General features: G+C 61.4%; 13 protein-coding genes. 3 read left to right on the top strand and 10 right to left on the bottom strand.

The features are described from left to right. Positions 1-46 precede the first annotated feature (46 nt). A complete protein-coding gene (plsB, locus tag ACA062_RS05155) occupies positions 47-2,551 on the bottom strand; it encodes a glycerol-3-phosphate 1-O-acyltransferase PlsB (protein WP_497455489.1) in 2,505 nt (834 codons plus the stop codon). A 221-nt stretch (positions 2,552-2,772) separates the two neighbouring features. Between plsB and ACA062_RS05160 the strand changes: the two genes are divergently transcribed. Then, positions 2,773-2,982, top strand: coding sequence for a cold-shock protein (locus ACA062_RS05160; RefSeq protein ID WP_010462862.1), 210 nt, complete (start codon positions 2,773-2,775; stop codon positions 2,980-2,982). Positions 2,983-3,118: 136 nt separating this feature from the next. Here the strand turns inward: ACA062_RS05160 and ACA062_RS05165 are convergent, their stop codons facing one another. The 4 genes from ACA062_RS05165 to ACA062_RS05180 form a co-directional block, all read right to left on the bottom strand. Beyond that, a complete protein-coding gene (locus ACA062_RS05165) occupies positions 3,119-3,496 on the bottom strand; it encodes a hypothetical protein (protein WP_497455490.1) in 378 nt (125 codons plus the stop codon). A gap of 75 nt (positions 3,497-3,571) precedes the next feature. Beyond that, positions 3,572-4,381 carry a putative RNA methyltransferase gene (locus tag ACA062_RS05170; protein ID WP_497455491.1) on the bottom strand — a complete coding sequence of 270 codons (810 nt, stop codon included), beginning with the start codon at positions 4,379-4,381 and terminating at the stop codon, positions 3,572-3,574. Next, on the bottom strand, positions 4,381-5,532 hold the full coding sequence (gene dapE, locus ACA062_RS05175) for a succinyl-diaminopimelate desuccinylase (protein WP_497455492.1): 1,152 nt from the start codon (positions 5,530-5,532) through the stop codon (positions 4,381-4,383). Before dapE ends, ACA062_RS05170 begins: the two co-directional genes overlap by 1 nt. 196 nt (positions 5,533-5,728) lie before the next feature. Then, positions 5,729-8,320: a glycosyltransferase gene (locus ACA062_RS05180; protein ID WP_497455493.1), complete on the bottom strand. Its 2,592-nt coding sequence runs from the start codon at positions 8,318-8,320 to the stop codon at positions 5,729-5,731. A gap of 276 nt (positions 8,321-8,596) precedes the next feature. On the opposite strand from ACA062_RS05180, the gene tcdA reads away from it, so the two are divergent. Then, positions 8,597-9,409 (top strand): tRNA cyclic N6-threonylcarbamoyladenosine(37) synthase TcdA, encoded by an 813-nt coding sequence (gene tcdA / locus ACA062_RS05185; protein WP_497455494.1) that lies wholly within the window; start codon positions 8,597-8,599, stop codon positions 9,407-9,409. Positions 9,410-9,523: 114 nt separating this feature from the next. On the opposite strand, the gene ACA062_RS05190 is transcribed toward tcdA, so the two are convergent. The 4 genes from ACA062_RS05190 to ACA062_RS05205 form a co-directional block, all read right to left on the bottom strand. Continuing rightward, on the bottom strand, positions 9,524-9,928 hold the full coding sequence (locus ACA062_RS05190) for a SufE family protein (RefSeq protein WP_497455495.1): 405 nt from the start codon (positions 9,926-9,928) through the stop codon (positions 9,524-9,526). Continuing rightward, positions 9,925-11,130, bottom strand: coding sequence for an aminotransferase class V-fold PLP-dependent enzyme (locus tag ACA062_RS05195; RefSeq protein ID WP_497455496.1), 1,206 nt, complete (start codon positions 11,128-11,130; stop codon positions 9,925-9,927). Before ACA062_RS05195 ends, ACA062_RS05190 begins: the two co-directional genes overlap by 4 nt. Before the next feature lie 179 nt (positions 11,131-11,309). Then, on the bottom strand, positions 11,310-12,344 hold the full coding sequence (gene dapD / locus ACA062_RS05200) for a 2,3,4,5-tetrahydropyridine-2,6-dicarboxylate N-succinyltransferase (RefSeq protein WP_497455497.1): 1,035 nt from the start codon (positions 12,342-12,344) through the stop codon (positions 11,310-11,312). 33 nt (positions 12,345-12,377) lie between these two features. Next, on the bottom strand, positions 12,378-12,740 hold the full coding sequence (locus ACA062_RS05205) for an ArsC family reductase (RefSeq protein ID WP_064676097.1): 363 nt from the start codon (positions 12,738-12,740) through the stop codon (positions 12,378-12,380). A gap of 311 nt (positions 12,741-13,051) precedes the next feature. On the opposite strand from ACA062_RS05205, the gene ACA062_RS05210 reads away from it, so the two are divergent. Then, the gene (locus tag ACA062_RS05210) at positions 13,052-14,707 is read left to right on the top strand and encodes a Na+/H+ antiporter (RefSeq protein WP_497455498.1); all 1,656 of its coding nucleotides are present in this window, start codon (positions 13,052-13,054) and stop codon (positions 14,705-14,707) included. Positions 14,708-14,812: 105 nt separating this feature from the next. On the opposite strand, the gene dapC is transcribed toward ACA062_RS05210, so the two are convergent. Next, positions 14,813-16,012 carry a succinyldiaminopimelate transaminase gene (gene dapC / locus ACA062_RS05215; protein ID WP_497455499.1) on the bottom strand — a complete coding sequence of 400 codons (1,200 nt, stop codon included), beginning with the start codon at positions 16,010-16,012 and terminating at the stop codon, positions 14,813-14,815. Positions 16,013-16,032 lie beyond the last annotated feature (20 nt).

Consider the following 16,032-nt stretch of genomic DNA (forward strand, 5'->3'; position numbering starts at 1 on the left):
AATCTCCGTATTTAAGGCGCCAGAAGAAGATGACGCCTGTGGGAATTTAGTCGGTCTTTGCCGGGACCGCGACCTGATCCGCCGCATCTTCACTGCGATGCAGCGCTACCTGCCGGATCGACAAGCGAATTTCCGCCGGCAACACCCTTTTTGCTGCGCCTTCGGCCAGCTCACCGAGCAGTTCGTGATAGCCCAGCTTGCCGGCTTCATCGCGCTTGAGCACGTCGAGGTCGAGCAGGGTCTGGATGAAGTGACGGAACAGGCTCTTGTCGAAGAATTCCGGGGCGTTCAGGCCATGCAGGATCGACAGGCGCTGGGCCATGACCGTGCACAGGTCTTCCAGTTCTTCGGCAGTGATGCTGTTCTGGCCGCTGTTGAGCAGCAGGGACACGGTCATGTAGAAGCGTTGCAGGGTCTGGGCGATGCTTTTCGACAGCAGCGTCAGCAGCACAAAATGCCGCGAGCTCGGTGCCGGACGCAGGTAAGCGTCATTCTCGAAACGCAGCAGGCCTTGTTCGACGAAGGCTTCGAGCCACTGATCGATCACCGCGTCCAGTTCGTCCAGCGTCCAGCGAATGAACAGCTCCGCTTGCAGGTACGGATACAACGCGTGGCTATAGCGCAGGATCTGCTCGCGGCTCATGCGCGACGCGCTCTGGAAGAAGCTCGCCAGCAATGCCGGCAGGGCGAAGATGTGCAGCACGTTGTTGCGGTAGTAGGTCATCAGGACGGCGTTCTGCTCGTCCAGATACAGAATCTTGCCCAGGGCATCGCTCTGCTCGGACAACAGGTTCATGTCCTTCACGTGTTCGATCAGCGCCCGGCCGTCCCCTTCCGGCAGGGTGGTGTGCGGCGAGTACGGGACTTTGCGCAGCAGTGCCAGGTACAGGTCGAGTACCCGCGCCATGGCGCGATCGTCCAGGGCCAGGCGGCTGGTGGACAGCAGTGCCAGGGCCACCAGGTTGACCGGGTTGATCGCCGCGGCTTCGTTCAGATGCTGCGCGACTTTCTGACCGAGACGGTGGGTGGTTGCGTTGAGCCAGGCCGGCTTGAACTGCGGGCCTAGTTCCTGCTGGCGCCAATCCGGCTGCTCGCTGTCGAGGAATTGCGCGAGTTTGATCGGCTCGCCGAAGTTCACCGCCACCTGGCCGAAACGCTGCTTGAGCGCACCGATGACGTTGAAAATGTCGAAGATCGATTCTTTCTTCTTGCTCGCGCCACGCAGTTCGCCGAGGTAGGTCCGGCCTTCCAGCACGCGCTCGTAACCGATGTACACCGGGATGAACACGATCGGCATCCGCGACGAACGCAGGAAGCTGCGCAGGGTGATCGCGAGCATCCCGGTTTTCGGCTGCAGCATGCGTCCGGTGCGCGAGCGACCGCCCTCGACGAAATACTCGACCGGGAAGCCTTTGGTGAACAGGGTGTGCAGGTATTCGTTGAACACCGCGGTGTACAGCGGGTTGCCCTTGAAGGTGCGGCGCATGAAGAACGCGCCGCCACGGCGCAGCAGGCTGCCGATCAGCGGCATGTTGAGGTTGATCCCGGCGGCAACGTGCGGTGGGGTCAGGCCGTTGCGAAACAGCAGATAGGACAGCAGCAGGTAGTCGATGTGGCTGCGATGGCACGGCACGTAGATCACTTCGTGACCCTGGGCGACGTTCTGCACACCTTCGATGTGGTTGACCTTGATCCCGTCGTAGATCTTGTTCCAGAACCAGCTCAGCACCACTTCCAGGAAGCGGATCGCGGTGTAGGTGTAGTCCGAGGCGATCTCGTTGCCGTAGCGCAGGGCCTGGGCCTTGGCTTTCTCCGGGGAGACGTTCTCGCGCTCGGCTTCGTCGAGGATCGCTTGCTTGACCAGTGGCTGATTGAGCAGGCCCTTGACCAGGTTGCGCCGGTGGGAGATGTCCGGGCCGATGACCGCAGCTTTGAGGTTGCGGAAATGCACCCGCAGAATCCGCTGGGCCATGCGCACGGTGCGCTCGTGGCCCTTGTTGTGATTGATCAGCTCGCGCAGATTGATCGGCGCCGAAAACTGCACGCGGGTCTTGCGCCCGAGCACGATGATGCTGAGTAACCGGCGCAGGCGCCCGGTGACCGCCCAGCTGTCGGCGAACAGCAGTTTCCACGGGCTCGATTCGCTGTCCGGCGACTGACCCCAGAACACACTGACCGGAATGATTTGCGCGTCTTCGGCGGCGTTCTGGCTCAGGGCGCTGACCAGGCGGGTCAGGGTCGGTGGCGCCCCTCGTTTGTCCTGACGTCCAAGCCAGTCGGGCGCGGGTGTCAGGTAGAAAAACGCGGCGGGTTCCGCAAGGTTGCCCACCGAGACCGGCAGCACCGGGCGGGGCAAGCCGGCCTTGCGGCACTCGGTGTCGACCACGGCGAGGTCGGTCAGCGAAGGATTTTGCAGGACGTAGAACACCGGCCGGCTGCGGTCGAGGTTGAGGGTGAGCGACGACTGGTTGATCGTCTCCGAGCGAACCCAGAGGTACAACAGTCGGCGCAGGGTGCCAAACACAAGACGGCGGAGCGGGGAACGGGTCATACGGCTTCTGCGTGAGTGGTTGAAACCGAGCAAATGCTCGGGCGGGCGTAGGGGGCTTTCTCAATGAGTTTCCACGGCGCGGAAACTCATTGAGAAAGCCCCCTAGTGTGCCGTATTCGTCGAAAATCGGCAAAAAAGCGGCTAAGTAAAGTTGAGTTGAGAGATTTCGCGACTGTCATATACTCGGCCGCTCAACAATAAAAAGAAGGGGGTACCGATTCATGGCTACGCGCGAAACCGGCAATGTGAAGTGGTTCAATGACGCCAAGGGGTATGGCTTCATCCAGCGCGAGGACGGGGTGGACGTGTTCGTGCACTACCGCGCGATCCGCGGGGAGGGACACCGCTCGCTGGCTGAGGGTCAGCAGGTTGAATATGCAGTGGTGACGGGCGAGAAGGGCTTGCAGGCTGAGGATGTGGTGGGGCTGTAAACCGTATCTTGCGGATCACCCAAAACAACTGTGGGAGCGAGCTTGCTCGCGATGAGGCCCTTTCAGTCAACATCAATGTTGAATGTCAGTTCGCTATCGCGAGCAAGCTCGCTCCCACATGTGATCCGCGTTGTTCTTAAGTGGTTTTCCAGGTGATTTCTTCTTCACCGTCGGCGCTGATGCGCATCCAGCGGTCCGCCGTTTCTTCACCTTCTTCTTCGACCCACGTCCCCGGTGCGCAACGCACTTCGACGTTCAGCGCGGCAAACGCGGCGCGGGCGCAGGCGATGTCGTCTTCCCATGGGGTCTGGTCGCTGTCCAGGAACAGGCTGTTCCACTTGCCCACGGCTTTCGGCAGCCAGGTCACCGGTACATTGCCGGCCTTGCACTTGTAGGTCTGGCCTTTCTTGACCCATTCACTGCACTGGCCCAACGCTTCGCTAAGCCAGTCTGCGACGGCTTTGTAATCTACGTCGGCGTCTTTCAGGTAAATCTCGATATCGGGTTGGCGCATGGATGTCCTCACTGCGGTCTTGAAAAATCCATTCGCGGATTTAGCCGGCCTCAAGCTGTTGCTCAAGACCCAAAATTATTTAAGTACGAAGTAATCGTAACGCATCGACACGGTGACCTCGAACGGCTCGACCTGCTCAATGACCGCCGCCCGCCGTTCGGCACTGGCGCGCCAGCCGTGGGGCGTCATCGCCAACAGGTTGGCACGATCCTGACCGTTTGCCAGCGTCAGTTTGAATTCCAGGGTTTCGCTGTGTTGCAGCGCCATGCCTTCCGGCACCAGGGCCAGGTGCTTGTCGTCGGTGTATTCGCGCACTTCGTCGTAGAGGCTTTCGCGCAATTCCATCAGATGGCCGCGGGTCGGCCCGACCTTCATCAAGCCGCCGCCAGGGCTGAGCAGGCGTTTGGCTTCTTCCCAGTCCAGCGGGCTGAAAACGCTCGCGAGGAACTGGCAACTGCCGGACGCCAACGGCACCCGCGCCATGCTGGCGATCAACCAGGTCAGCTGCGGATTGCGTTTGCAGGCGCGCTTGACCGCTTCCCGGGAAATATCCAGTGCGTAACCATCGGCATGGGGCAAGGCTTCGGCAATTTGCGCGGTGTAGTACCCCTCGCCACAGCCGATGTCCAGCCAGCGCTGCGGCGCATACCCGGCAGCCAGCTCCGCCAGACGCTTGGCGACCGGCGCGTAATGGCCGGCGTTCAGGAAGTCGCGGCGGGCTTCGACCATCGCCAGGTTATCCCCGGGGTCGCGGCTGTTCTTGTGCTGCACCGGCAACAGGTTCAGGTAACCCTGGCGCGCGCGGTCGAATCGATGCCCGGCGGGGCAGGCCACGCCGTTGTCCACCGCGTTCAGCGGTTCGCTGCAGATCGGGCAGGCCAGCATCAGGCGAGCAACTTGATCAGGGTCTGGTAGTAGATATCGGTCAGCACGTCGAGGTCGGCGGCCAGCACGCGCTCGTTGACCTGATGGATCGTCGCGTTGACCGGGCCCAGTTCAACCACTTGAGTGCCCATGGTCGCAATGAAACGTCCGTCGGACGTGCCACCACTGGTAGAGGCTTTGGTGTCGCGACCGGTGACGTCCTTGATGCTCGACGCGACGGCATCCAGCAACGCACCCGGCTCGGTCAGGAACGGCAGGCCGGACAGCGCCCAGTCGATGTGCCAGTCCAGGCCATGCTTGTCGAGGAGGTCGGCAACACGCTTTTGCAGGCCTTCGACGGTCGACTCGGTGGAGAAGCGGAAGTTGAACACGGCCATCAGGTCACCGGGGATCACGTTGGTCGCGCCGGTGCCGGAATTGACGTTGGAGATCTGGAAGCTGGTCGGCGGGAAGAAATCGTTGCCGTGGTCCCAGTGCTCGGCGGCCAGTTCGGCCAGCGCCGGCGCGGCGAGGTGGATCGGGTTCTTCGCCAGGTGCGGATACGCCACGTGACCCTGCACACCGCGAACGGTCAATTTGGCACCGAGGGAGCCGCGACGACCGTTTTTGACTACGTCTCCGACCAGCGTGGTGCTCGACGGTTCGCCGACGATGCACCAGTCCAGGCGTTCCTTGCGGGCGGCGAGGCGTTCGACCACCGCCTTGGTGCCGTGATGTGCCGGGCCTTCTTCGTCGCTGGTGATCAGGAACGCGACCTTGCCCTTGTGATCCGGGTAGTCGGCGACGAAACGCTCGGCTGCCACCGTCATGGCGGCGAGGCTGCCTTTCATGTCCGCCGCGCCACGGCCGCAGAGCATGCCGTGTTCGTCGATCAACGCGTTGAACGGGTCGATCTGCCAGGCGGTGACCGGGCCGGTCGGCACGACATCGGTGTGGCCGGCGAAGCACAGCACCGGACCGTCGTGTTTGCCGTGGGTCGCCCAGAAGTTATCCACATCTTCGATGCGCATCGGTTCCAGCGCAAAACCGGCATCGCCCAGGCGCTGCATCATCTGCTTCTGGCAATCGGCGTCGACCGGCGTCACGGATGGACGGCGGATCAGGTCGATGGCGAGTTGAAGGGTCGGCGAAAGGTCGGCGTGGGCCGTCATGGAAAACTCCGGAAGCTCTATTTGTAGGAGCGAGGCTTGCCCGCGAAGAACGATGATGAGGTGTATCTGTTACACCGAGTCGCTTCATTCGCGGGCAAGCCTCGCTCCTACAGGGGATGAGGCAGGCGCGCAAAATGGCGGTTATCTTAAAGCAAAACGGCGACCATTGGCCGCCGTTTAGTGCATCTGTAGAGATTTAGACTGCCGGTGCCGTTTCAGCTTCGACCGAAGGTTTCGGCAGCGAAGACAGGAACGCCATGATCAGCGCCGCCAGGTAGGGCAGCGACTGCACCAGCAGCATGGTCACCCAGAAGCGCATGTCGTTGCTCGGCATACCGTTCACCAGGAAGATCCCCAGCGCCGCACCCCACAACAGCAGCATGATGAACACCTCTTCCCGCGCCTCGGAGATGGCCACCCAGAAGCCGTGGTTATCGGCGTTTTTCGGGGTGCGGAAGAACGGAATGCTGCTGGTGAAGAAACCGTACAACACCGCCTTGGCGATGGTATGCGACAACGCCAGCCCGGCCAGTGCCGCGCAGAAGGCATCCTTGAGGTTGACCCCCACCGCACGACGGTAGAGGAAGATGATCTTGCCGACCTTGAACACAAACAGTGCCAATGGCGGGATCGCGAAAATCAGCAACGGCGGATCGACCCGTTGCGGCACGATGATCATTGCCGCCGACCACAACAGCGCACCGACGGTAAAGAAGATGTTCATGCCGTCCGCCACCCATGGCAACCAGCCCGCGAGGAAGTGGTAACGCTGGCCACGGGTCAGTTCGGTGCCCTTGCCGCGCAACAGGCTGGCGGTGTGGCGCTTGATGATCTGAATCGCGCCATAGGCCCAGCGGAACCGCTGTTTCTTGAAATCGATAAAGGTATCGGGCATCAGGCCTTTGCCGTAGCTGGTGTGGTAATACGCCGCCGACAGGCCTTTTTCGAACACGCGCAGGCCCAGCTCGGCGTCTTCACAGATGCACCAGTCGGCCCAGCCGAGCTCCTCGAGCACCGAACGCCGGGTCATGGTCATGGTGCCGTGCTGGATGATCGCGTCACGGTCGTTGCGAGTGACCATGCCGATGTGGAAAAAGCCTTTGTATTCCGCGTAGCAGAGCTTCTTGAAGGTGCTTTCGTTCTGGTCGCGGTAATCCTGTGGCGACTGCACCACGGCAATTTTCGGATCGGCGAAGTGCGGCACCATGTGCTTGAGCCAGTTCGGATCGACGCAGTAGTCCGAGTCGATCACCGCAATGACTTCGGCATCCTTGGCGGTGTGCGGAATCAGGTAATTCAGCGCGCCACCCTTGAAACCGGCCAGCGGTGCGACATGGAAGAACTTGAAGCGCGGGCCGAGGGTTTCGCAGTAGTCGCGCACCGGTTCCCAGACCGCCGGGTCCTTGGTGTTGTTGTCGATGATCAGGACTTCGAAGTCCGGGTAATCGAGGTTGGCCAGGGCGTTGAGGGTCTGTTTGACCATCTCCGGCGGCTCGTTGTAGCAAGGGACGTGAATCGACACTTTCGGCCGGTAGTCCGAATCGCCCACGACCGGCAGGAATTCGCGCCGGCGTTTGTGGGTCCAGACCGCTTCGGCCAGTTCGTGGGCCTCGGTCAGCAGCACGATAAACACCCCGAGCGCGCCGAGGGCGAGCAGGAACCCCACCGTCAGGCTGAACCAGGTGCTGTATTGCAGGCTGTAGTCGTAACCGATCCACACCAGTACCGAACCGCAGAGGAATGCGATGAAGGTCAGGAAGGTACGACCGCGTTGGCGCAGGGCCGAGCCGTCGATCATCAACAGGGTCAGGGACAGCAGGGCCAATACCACCGAACCGACAGCCAGCACCCGCCATTGCGGAATCGCGACGACCGGGCCGTCGAAGTTGAATTTCTGCTGACGTGCCGCGTTGAACACACCCCAATAAGCGCCCACCGAGCCTTCATCGCTGGCCTTCCAGGGTTGGTCAAACGCTTCGATCACGAAGTAGTTGAAACCCTGGCGGTTGAGCTTGTTGACCAGTGTACGCAGGTAAATCGCCTGGTCTGCCGGTGACGCATCGGCGCCGCCGCGCATACGGCCGTTGCTCGGCCAGCCGACTTCCGACAGCAGCAGCGGTTTTTTCGGGAACATTTTCTTCAGGTCGCGGGCGCGGTCGAGTACGAACTGCCCGGACTGTTCCATCGGCACATGTTCCCAATACGGCAGGACGTGCGCGGCGATCAGGTCGACGTGCTTGGCCAGGCTGGGGTTTTCTTCCCAGACGTGCCATTGCTCGGAGGTGGTCACCGGCACTTTCACCGCCGCGCGGACGCGATCCAGAATAATGCTGAGCTCCGGGGCGGTAATTTCCTTACGGAATATCGCCTCGTTACCGACCACCACGCGTACCACGCTGCGCGAGCTGTTGGCGATCTCGATGGCGCGCGTAATCTCGCGCTCGTTACGCTCCTCATCCGGACTGATCCAGATGCCGAGGGTGACCCGCAAGCCGAATTCTTCCGCCAGTTTGGGGATGTTTTCCAGGGTGCCATCGACCGAGTAAGTACGGATGTTGTCCGTCAGCTTGCTCAGGATCTCCAGATCGCGACGCATTTCATCGTCGGTCGGGTACTGCTCTTTCTGCGGGTACTGGCCTTGCTGGAACGGCGAGTATGAAAAGCCGGAGATCTGTTCGGGCCAGTCGGGGGCGGTGACCGGGCGATTGATCAGCGCCCAGAAGCCGGTAAACAAGGCGGCGATGGCGAGCACCACTACCAGGTTGAGTCCAAATTTACGCGATGACATAGCTATTTCGGGTTCCAAAGGCTGTGGAACGAAGGACCGGTCGGCGAGCGCCAAGGGGGGCGCATCCTACACCGGGCATTCCCTGAGCGTACAGCTGACAGGGAAATGCCCTACGTTTGGCAATCCAACTCGGTTTAAGTTCTTTCGTTTGCCTTCGTAGGTTAATTCCTGGTTCTGTGTAGCCTGAATGAAGAAATCAAGACGCCGTTCATAGCCCAAAGATGCTCTTGGCCGTCTTCGGCCCTATAATGCGCGCCGGTTTTTGGGGTAATGGTCATGAGTACAGAAGATCCGCGGTTTGCTGGCATCGCCCGGTTGTATGGCATCGAAGGCCTGGAGCGCTTGCGCGCGGCCCATGTGGCGATCGTCGGTGTCGGCGGCGTCGGCTCCTGGGCGGCGGAAGCCGTTGCCCGGTGTGGCGTGGGCGAAATTTCGCTGTTCGACCTGGACGACGTCTGTGTCAGCAACGCCAATCGTCAGCTGCACGCGCTGGACAGCACCGTCGGCAAGCCCAAGGTCGAGGTGATGGCCGAGCGCCTGCGCGGGATCAACCCGGACTGCACGGTGCACGCGGTGGCGGATTTCGTCACTCGCGAGACCATGGCCGAGTACATCACGCCGAACATCGACTGCGTGATCGACTGCATCGACAGTGTGAATGCCAAGGCTGCGCTGATCGCCTGGTGCAAACGACGCAAGATCCAGATCATCACCACCGGCGGCGCGGGCGGGCAGATCGACCCGACGCTGATCCAGGTGTGCGACCTGAACCGCACCTTCAATGACCCGCTGGCATCGAAAGTACGCTCGACCCTGCGCCGCGATTACAACTTCTCGCGCACCGTGACCCGCCATTACAGCGTGCCCTGCGTGTTTTCCACCGAACAGCTGCGCTACCCGAAACCGGACGGCAGCATTTGCCTGCAGAAGAGTTTTGTCGGGGATGGCGTGAAGCTGGACTGCGCCGGCGGGTTTGGCGCGGTGATGATGGTGACGGCGACGTTCGGCATGGTCGCGGCGACCAAGGCTGTGGATAAGATTGTGGCTGGGGTGCGGCGGCCGGCGGATCGCGTTAAACCTCAGGTTTAAGGTTGCTGCTGATTGCCTCATCGCGGGCAAGCCCGCTCCCACAGGATTTCGGGTCGTACACAAATCCCATGTACATCCCGACCTCTGTGGGAGCGGGCTTGCCCGCGAAGGCGGTTAGCCTGCCAACTCATTCATTCGCTGTAACACGGCATTGAGGCCGTTGCTGCGTGACGGCGACAGTTGCCGTGACAGCCCCAGCTGATTGAACCACTCCGGCAAATCCACCTGTTGCAACTCGGCAGCAGACAATCCATTGACCCGCGCCAGCAACAACGCCACCAACCCGCGAATCAACCGCGCATCGCTGCTGGCGCTGAACTGCCAGTGACCCTCCTGCAATGCTCCGACCAACCACACCTGGCTTTCACAGCCATGCACCCGGTTGGCATCAACCTTATCCACATCGCTCAACGCTGGCAGACGGTCGCCCCACTGCATCAGCAGCCGCGCCCGCTGTTCCCAGCTTGCAGCCTGCTGAAAGGTATCCAGCGCTAAAACAGCATCGGCAGGCAAGTTCACCGCAACAACTCCAGCGCCTGATCCAGCGCGTCAAAGAACCGCTCCAGGTCTTCGGAGTCGTTGTACAGCGCCAACGACACCCGAATCGCCCCGGCCAGTTCAAAGCTTTTCAACAGCGGCATTGCACAGTGATGGCCCGCACGCACGGCAATCCCTTGTTCCGTCAGCAGATGTGCCAGATCGGAGTTATGCACACCCTCGACAACAAAACTGACCAGCGCCAACTGCGGCTTGCCCAGCAGGCGGACGCCGGTGCGCGCTTCAAGACCTTTGAGCAAATAGTCATGCAACGCCGCTTCGTGGGCGGACACGGCTTCCTGATCGAGCCCGGCCAGGTAGTCGAGGGTCGCCCCCAAGCCGATCACGCTGGCAATCGGCGGCGTACCGGCTTCAAAGCCCAGTGGCGCCGGACGAAAGCGGGCGTCGTGATAATTGGCCTCCATCACCATTTCACCGCCAAACTGCCAGTGGCGCAGATGCTCCAGCGCTTGATCGCGCCCGAACAGCACGCCGAGGCCCTCGGGGCCATAGAGCTTATGGCTGGAAAACACATAGAAGTCGCAACCCAGCGCCTGAACGTCATGTCGACCATGGACGACGCCCTGGGCGCCATCGACCACGGTCAATGCGTCGTGTGCCTGGGCTATCGCCAACAACGCGGGCAACGGCTGCCAGGCGCCGAGCACGTTGGACAGCTGACTGACTGCCACCAGGCGGGTTCGTGGATTGATCAGCCGCGCAGCGGCATCAAGATCAATCAAACCACTGGCATCCAGCGGCAGCACCACCAGCTTCAGGTCGCGACGGTGGGCCAGTTGCTGCCACGGCAGCAGATTGGCGTGATGCTCCAGGGCGCTGATGACGATTTCATCGCCCGGATTGAACAAGTGTTCCAGGCCATAAGCCAGGAGATTCAGCGCGGAAGTTGCGCCGTGGGTAAAGATGATCTGCCCGCAATCGCCGGTATTGAGCCATTGGGCGACCTTGCGGCGGCTGTCCTCGAACGCCTGGGTGGCGTGGGCGCCGGGCAAGTGTTGCGCCCGATGCACGTTGGCCGCGCCGTTGGCGTAGTAATGCGCCAGGGCATCCAGCAGGGCTTGGGGTTTTTGCGTGGTGGCGGCGTTGTCCAGATAGGTCTGGTCTTGCCGTTGCAATGCGGCGATGGCCGGAAAATCGGCGCGCCAGGGAGAGGGAATCATCATGGTGTTCGGCCCTGATAAACATGGGCGGGGGTACGCCTGACCTTTGTAGGAGCGAGCTTGCTCGCGAAGAGCGTATGGACGACACGTGCTGTCTGCTGCCACGCGTTATCGTTATCGTTAACGTCCATCGTCGGAACGCCGCCCGGAGCAAGCTCGCTCCTACAAGGTGATTGTGTGGCTTAGTTGTGAGCGTGCAGCGCTTCGTTCAGTTCGATGGCCGATTTGTGGGTTTTGCATTCCACGGCACCGGTCTGCGAATTGCGGCGGAACAGCAGATCCGATTGGCCGGCCAGTTCACGGGCTTTCACCACTTTCACCAGCGCGTTGTGCTCGTCCAGCAAGGCCACCTTGGTCCCGGCGGTGATGTACAGGCCCGATTCGACGGTGTTGCGGTCGCCCAACGGGATACCGATACCGGCGTTGGCGCCGATCAGGCAGCCTTCGCCCACCTTGATCACGATGTTACCGCCGCCCGACAGGGTGCCCATGGTCGAGCAACCGCCGCCCAGGTCCGAGCCCTTGCCGACGAATACGCCCGCGGAAACACGGCCTTCGATCATGCCCGGGCCTTCGGTGCCGGCGTTGAAGTTGACGAAACCTTCGTGCATCACGGTAGTGCCTTCGCCGACATAGGCGCCCAGGCGCAGACGTGCCGCATCAGCGATCCGCACACCGGCCGGAACCACGTAGTCGGTCATTTTCGGGAACTTGTCCACCGAGAACACTTCCAGCAGGTCGCCACGCAGGCGGGCTTCCAGTTGACGCTCGGCCAGTTCGGCCAGGTCGATGGCGCCCTGACTGGTCCACGCCACGTTTGGCAGCAACGGGAAAATCCCGGTGAGGTTCAAACCGTGCGGCTTGACCAGACGATGGGACAGCAAGTGCAGTTTGAGATAAGCCTCAGGCGTGGAAGACAGTGGCGCATCTTCGGCCAGAAGGGTTGCGACCAGCGGCTTGTGGCTTTCGGCCAGGCGGGTGAGCAGGGCGGCCTGGACAGCGTCGACGCCTTTGAGCGCGTCGGCCAGTTGCGAAGCCTGAGCGAGGGTGAAGGCGATGGCCTGGTTGCCTTCGGTGTAGCCCAGAATTGGCGCGACGGCGGAGACCAGTTCGGCCGACGGGTTGAGCAGTGGTTGCGCGTAAAACACTTCCAGCCATGCGCCTTGACGGTTTTGAGTGCCGACACCAAAGGCCAGGCTGAACAGGGTAGTGGACATGTAAATACCTCTAACAAAATTGAACGGGCTGCCTTACTTGAGCGCTGCCGCGTAGATATCTGGCTTGAAGCCAATCAGGGTTCGGTCACCGAGATCGAGCACCGGGCGCTTGATCATCGAAGGTTGTGCAAGCATCAGTTCGATGGCTTTGCGCTGGTCGAGATCGGCTTTGCGTTCGTCGTCGAGCTTGCGAAAGGTCGTGCCTGCACGGTTCAACACCACTTGCCAGCCGTGCTCGTCGCACCATTGGGTCAGGTGTTCACGGTCGATTCCGGCCGTTTTGTAATCATGGAAGTCATAGCTGACAGCGTGTTCATCGAGCCAGGTGCGCGCCTTTTTCATGGTGTCGCAGGCTTTGATGCCGAAAAGGTGCAACGTTTTACTTGAAACGGTCAAGGAATTGCCCCCTTTGCAGGTGCTGGAATTTGATGGTGACGGATTATGCCATGACGGGACGGTTTCGCGTCGGCCGTGGATGTTTTGTTGATCTGTAGGAGCGAGCTTGCTCGCGAAGGTCGTTAACGATAACGCTACAAGCCTGTCACCCCGCGGCGTTCTCAGGTTCATCGTCGGAACGCCGCCCGGAGCAAGCTCGCTCCTACAGGAGGGCGGTGTTCAGGTGTGCGACATTGGTGTAAAGGTCAGGGATCAGCCCAAGCGGCTAATATGCCACTTCAATGCTGTCGATTGTCCGGGAACCACGCTTTATGCAAACCGCCTACACCGTCCTGATCCTGTTGATGCTGGTCAGTGTTTCACGCCTTGTCGGACGAGTGATTCCGTTACCGTTGCCACTGGTGCAAATCGCCGCGGGTGCCTTGCTGGCCTGGCCGACCCTCGGGCTGCATGTGGCGCTGGATCCCGAATTGTTTCTTTTTCTGTTCCTGCCGCCGCTGCTGTTTTCCGACGGTTGGCGCATGCCCAAGCGAGAGTTGTGGCGTTTGCGCGGACCGATTCTGACCCTGGCCGTCGGCTTGGTGCTGTTCACCGTGGTCGGTGCTGGCTATTTCATTCATTGGTTATTGCCCAGTGTTCCGCTGCCGGTGGCGTTTGCCCTGGCGGCGGTGTTGTCGCCGACGGATGCCGTGGCGGTCTCGGCGATTGCCCAGAACCGCTTGCCGACGCCCCTGATGCACATGCTGCAGGGCGAAGCGCTGATGAACGATGCCTCGGGCCTGGTGACCTTCAAGTTTGCCTTGGCGGCGGCGGTGACGGGCGTGTTCTCGCTGGCCAACGCCAGTGTGACCTTTGTCCTGGTCGCGGTCGGCGGCCTGGCTGTCGGTGTGGCGCTGAGCTGGCTGGTGGGGCGCTTGCGGTCCTGGATGATCGCCCGTGGCTGGGATGACCCGGCGACGCACGTGGTGTTCATGTTGCTGCTGCCGTTTGCGGCTTATGTGCTGGCCGAGCGACTGGGGGCATCGGGCATTCTGTCGGCGGTGGCGGCGGGGATGATGCAGAGCTGGCTCGATCTGCTGCCGCGCCAGACCAGCACCCGTCTGCTCAATCGCAGCGTCTGGTCGTTGCTGGAGTTTGCCTTCAATGGCCTGATATTCCTGCTGCTGGGCCTGCAATTGCCGGACATCATCAAGGCCGTGGCCAGCCATGAAACCTCATTGTGGCCGACATTGCTCTACCGCTGCCTGGACGTGGTGGCGATTTTCCTGGTGCTGCTGGTGTTGCGGTTTATCTGGGTGCAGAGCATCTGGCGCTTGTCGATTGTGCTACGACGCTGGCGCGGCAAGGGTGCAATGACCCAGGTCCCGACGGCGCGTTCGTGCTGGTTGCTGACGGTTGGCGGCGTGCGCGGTGCGGTGACGCTGGCGGGTGTGATGTCTGTGCCGCTGGCGGGTGTGATGTCTGTGCCGCTGCTGATGGGGGCAGAGGCCTTTCCTGAGCGGGATCTGCTGATCTTTATTGCCGCCGGAGTGATTCTGTTATCGCTGATCGCCGCGTGTATCGCCTTGCCGCTGTTGCTGCGCGGCATCGAAAAAAGCCCCGACGACAAGCGTCGCAATGAAGTGCGCGACGCCTGGCGCAAAACTGCCGAGGCCGCCATCCATGCGCTCGAAGCCGAAGAAGCCAATCCCCAGGATGCGGCGCAGGCCGCGCTGGCGGTTGAACTCAAGGCGCGGATCATGTCCGAGTATCGGCATCAGCTGGAGGTGTTCAACGATTCGGCGGAAGCCCAGGCACTGGCGTTTCAGATGGACTTGCTGGAACGGCGTCTGCGACTGAAGGCGCTGCGGGCGCAACGGCTGGAGTTGTATCAGCTCAGCCGCCAGCACCAGATTGGCGATGACGTATTGCGGGAGGTGTTGGCTGACCTGGACCTGAGCGAAGCCAACCTTGGCCAGGTAAAATGACGCCTGACCCCGGTAGGAGCTGCCGCAGGCTGCGATCTTTTGATGTTAGCGTCCTTGACGACGCTAAAAGATCGCAGCCTGCGGCAGCGCCTACCGACGGTGTCGTTATCGGCGGCGCTGGATAAAGGCGCGGATCCGCTCTGCTGCTTCAACACATTCGGCCAACGGCGCAACCAGCGCCATGCGCACACGCCCGGCACCCGGATTGGTCCCCTCGACGTCGCGGGACAGATAAGAGCCCGGCACCACGGTTACGTGTTCTTCAACGAACAGATCACGGCAGAATGCCTCGTCATCGCCTGCAACGTTCGGCCACAGATAAAAGCCGCCGTCCGGGCGCTGCACATCCATCACCGGGCTGAGGATTTCCAGCACGGCGTCATATTTCTCGCGATACAGCGCACGGTTGGCGCGCACATGCACCTCATCATTCCAGGCGGCGACGCTGGCCAGTTGGGTCTGAACCGGCATCGCGCAGCCGTGGTAGGTGCGATACAGCAGGAAGCCTTTGAGAATGTCGGCATCACCGGCGACGAAGCCCGAGCGCAGGCCCGGCAGATTGGAGCGCTTGGACAGGCTGTGGAACACCACGCAGCGCTTGAAATCCTTGCGGCCCAGTTCCACACAGGCGCTGAGCAGGCCCGCCGGCGGGGTCTGTTCGTCGAAGTACAGTTCGCTGTAGCACTCGTCCGCGGCGATCACGAAGTCATGTTCGTCGGCCAGGGCGATCAGTTTTTTCAGGGTTTCGACCGGAATCAGCGCACCGGTGGGGTTGCCCGGCGAGCACAGGAACAGGATCTGGCAACGTTTCCAGATGTCCGGGGAGACGGCATCGAAATCCGGGTTGAAGCCGTTTTCATCCAGGCACGGCAGATAGTGCGGCTTGGCCCCGGCGAGGAATGCTGCGCCTTCGTAGATCTGATAGAAAGGGTTCGGGCTGACGACCAAGGCGTCGTCGCCACGGTTGACCACGGTTTGGGTGAAGGCAAACAGCGCTTCACGGGTACCGTTGACCGGCAGCACGTTGCGCGCCGGGTCGAGCCAGCCGTTCGGGACGCCGAAGCGACGCTCGCACCAGGCCGCGATAGCCTCACGCAGGGCGGGGATGCCCAGGGTGGTCGGGTAGACCGCCATTTGATCCAGGTTGCTGGCCAGGGCTTCGGCGACAAAGCTCGGCGAACGGTGCTTCGGCTCGCCGATGGACAGCGCGACAGGGCGCTTGTCAGGGTTTGGCGTGACGCTGCCGAGCAGGGCGCGGAGCTTCTCGAACGGGTAGGGCTGCAACTGGTTCAGAGCGTTGTTCATCGATGGATCTCGTTCGGTTT

This window comes from Pseudomonas sp. LBUM1679, from assembly GCF_059695565.1.

Coding starts and splice junctions, on each gene's coding strand:
- plsB (WP_497455489.1), bottom strand. CDS start 2,551: ATGACCCGTTCCCCGCTCCGCCGTCTTGTGTTTGGCACCCTGCGCCGA.
- ACA062_RS05160 (WP_010462862.1), top strand. CDS start 2,773: ATGGCTACGCGCGAAACCGGCAATGTGAAGTGGTTCAATGACGCCAAG.
- ACA062_RS05165 (WP_497455490.1), bottom strand. CDS start 3,496: ATGCGCCAACCCGATATCGAGATTTACCTGAAAGACGCCGACGTAGAT.
- ACA062_RS05170 (WP_497455491.1), bottom strand. CDS start 4,381: ATGCTGGCCTGCCCGATCTGCAGCGAACCGCTGAACGCGGTGGACAAC.
- dapE (WP_497455492.1), bottom strand. CDS start 5,532: ATGACGGCCCACGCCGACCTTTCGCCGACCCTTCAACTCGCCATCGAC.
- ACA062_RS05180 (WP_497455493.1), bottom strand. CDS start 8,320: ATGTCATCGCGTAAATTTGGACTCAACCTGGTAGTGGTGCTCGCCATC.
- tcdA (WP_497455494.1), top strand. CDS start 8,597: ATGAGTACAGAAGATCCGCGGTTTGCTGGCATCGCCCGGTTGTATGGC.
- ACA062_RS05195 (WP_497455496.1), bottom strand. CDS start 11,130: ATGATGATTCCCTCTCCCTGGCGCGCCGATTTTCCGGCCATCGCCGCA.
- dapD (WP_497455497.1), bottom strand. CDS start 12,344: ATGTCCACTACCCTGTTCAGCCTGGCCTTTGGTGTCGGCACTCAAAAC.
- ACA062_RS05210 (WP_497455498.1), top strand. CDS start 13,052: ATGCAAACCGCCTACACCGTCCTGATCCTGTTGATGCTGGTCAGTGTT.
- dapC (WP_497455499.1), bottom strand. CDS start 16,012: ATGAACAACGCTCTGAACCAGTTGCAGCCCTACCCGTTCGAGAAGCTC.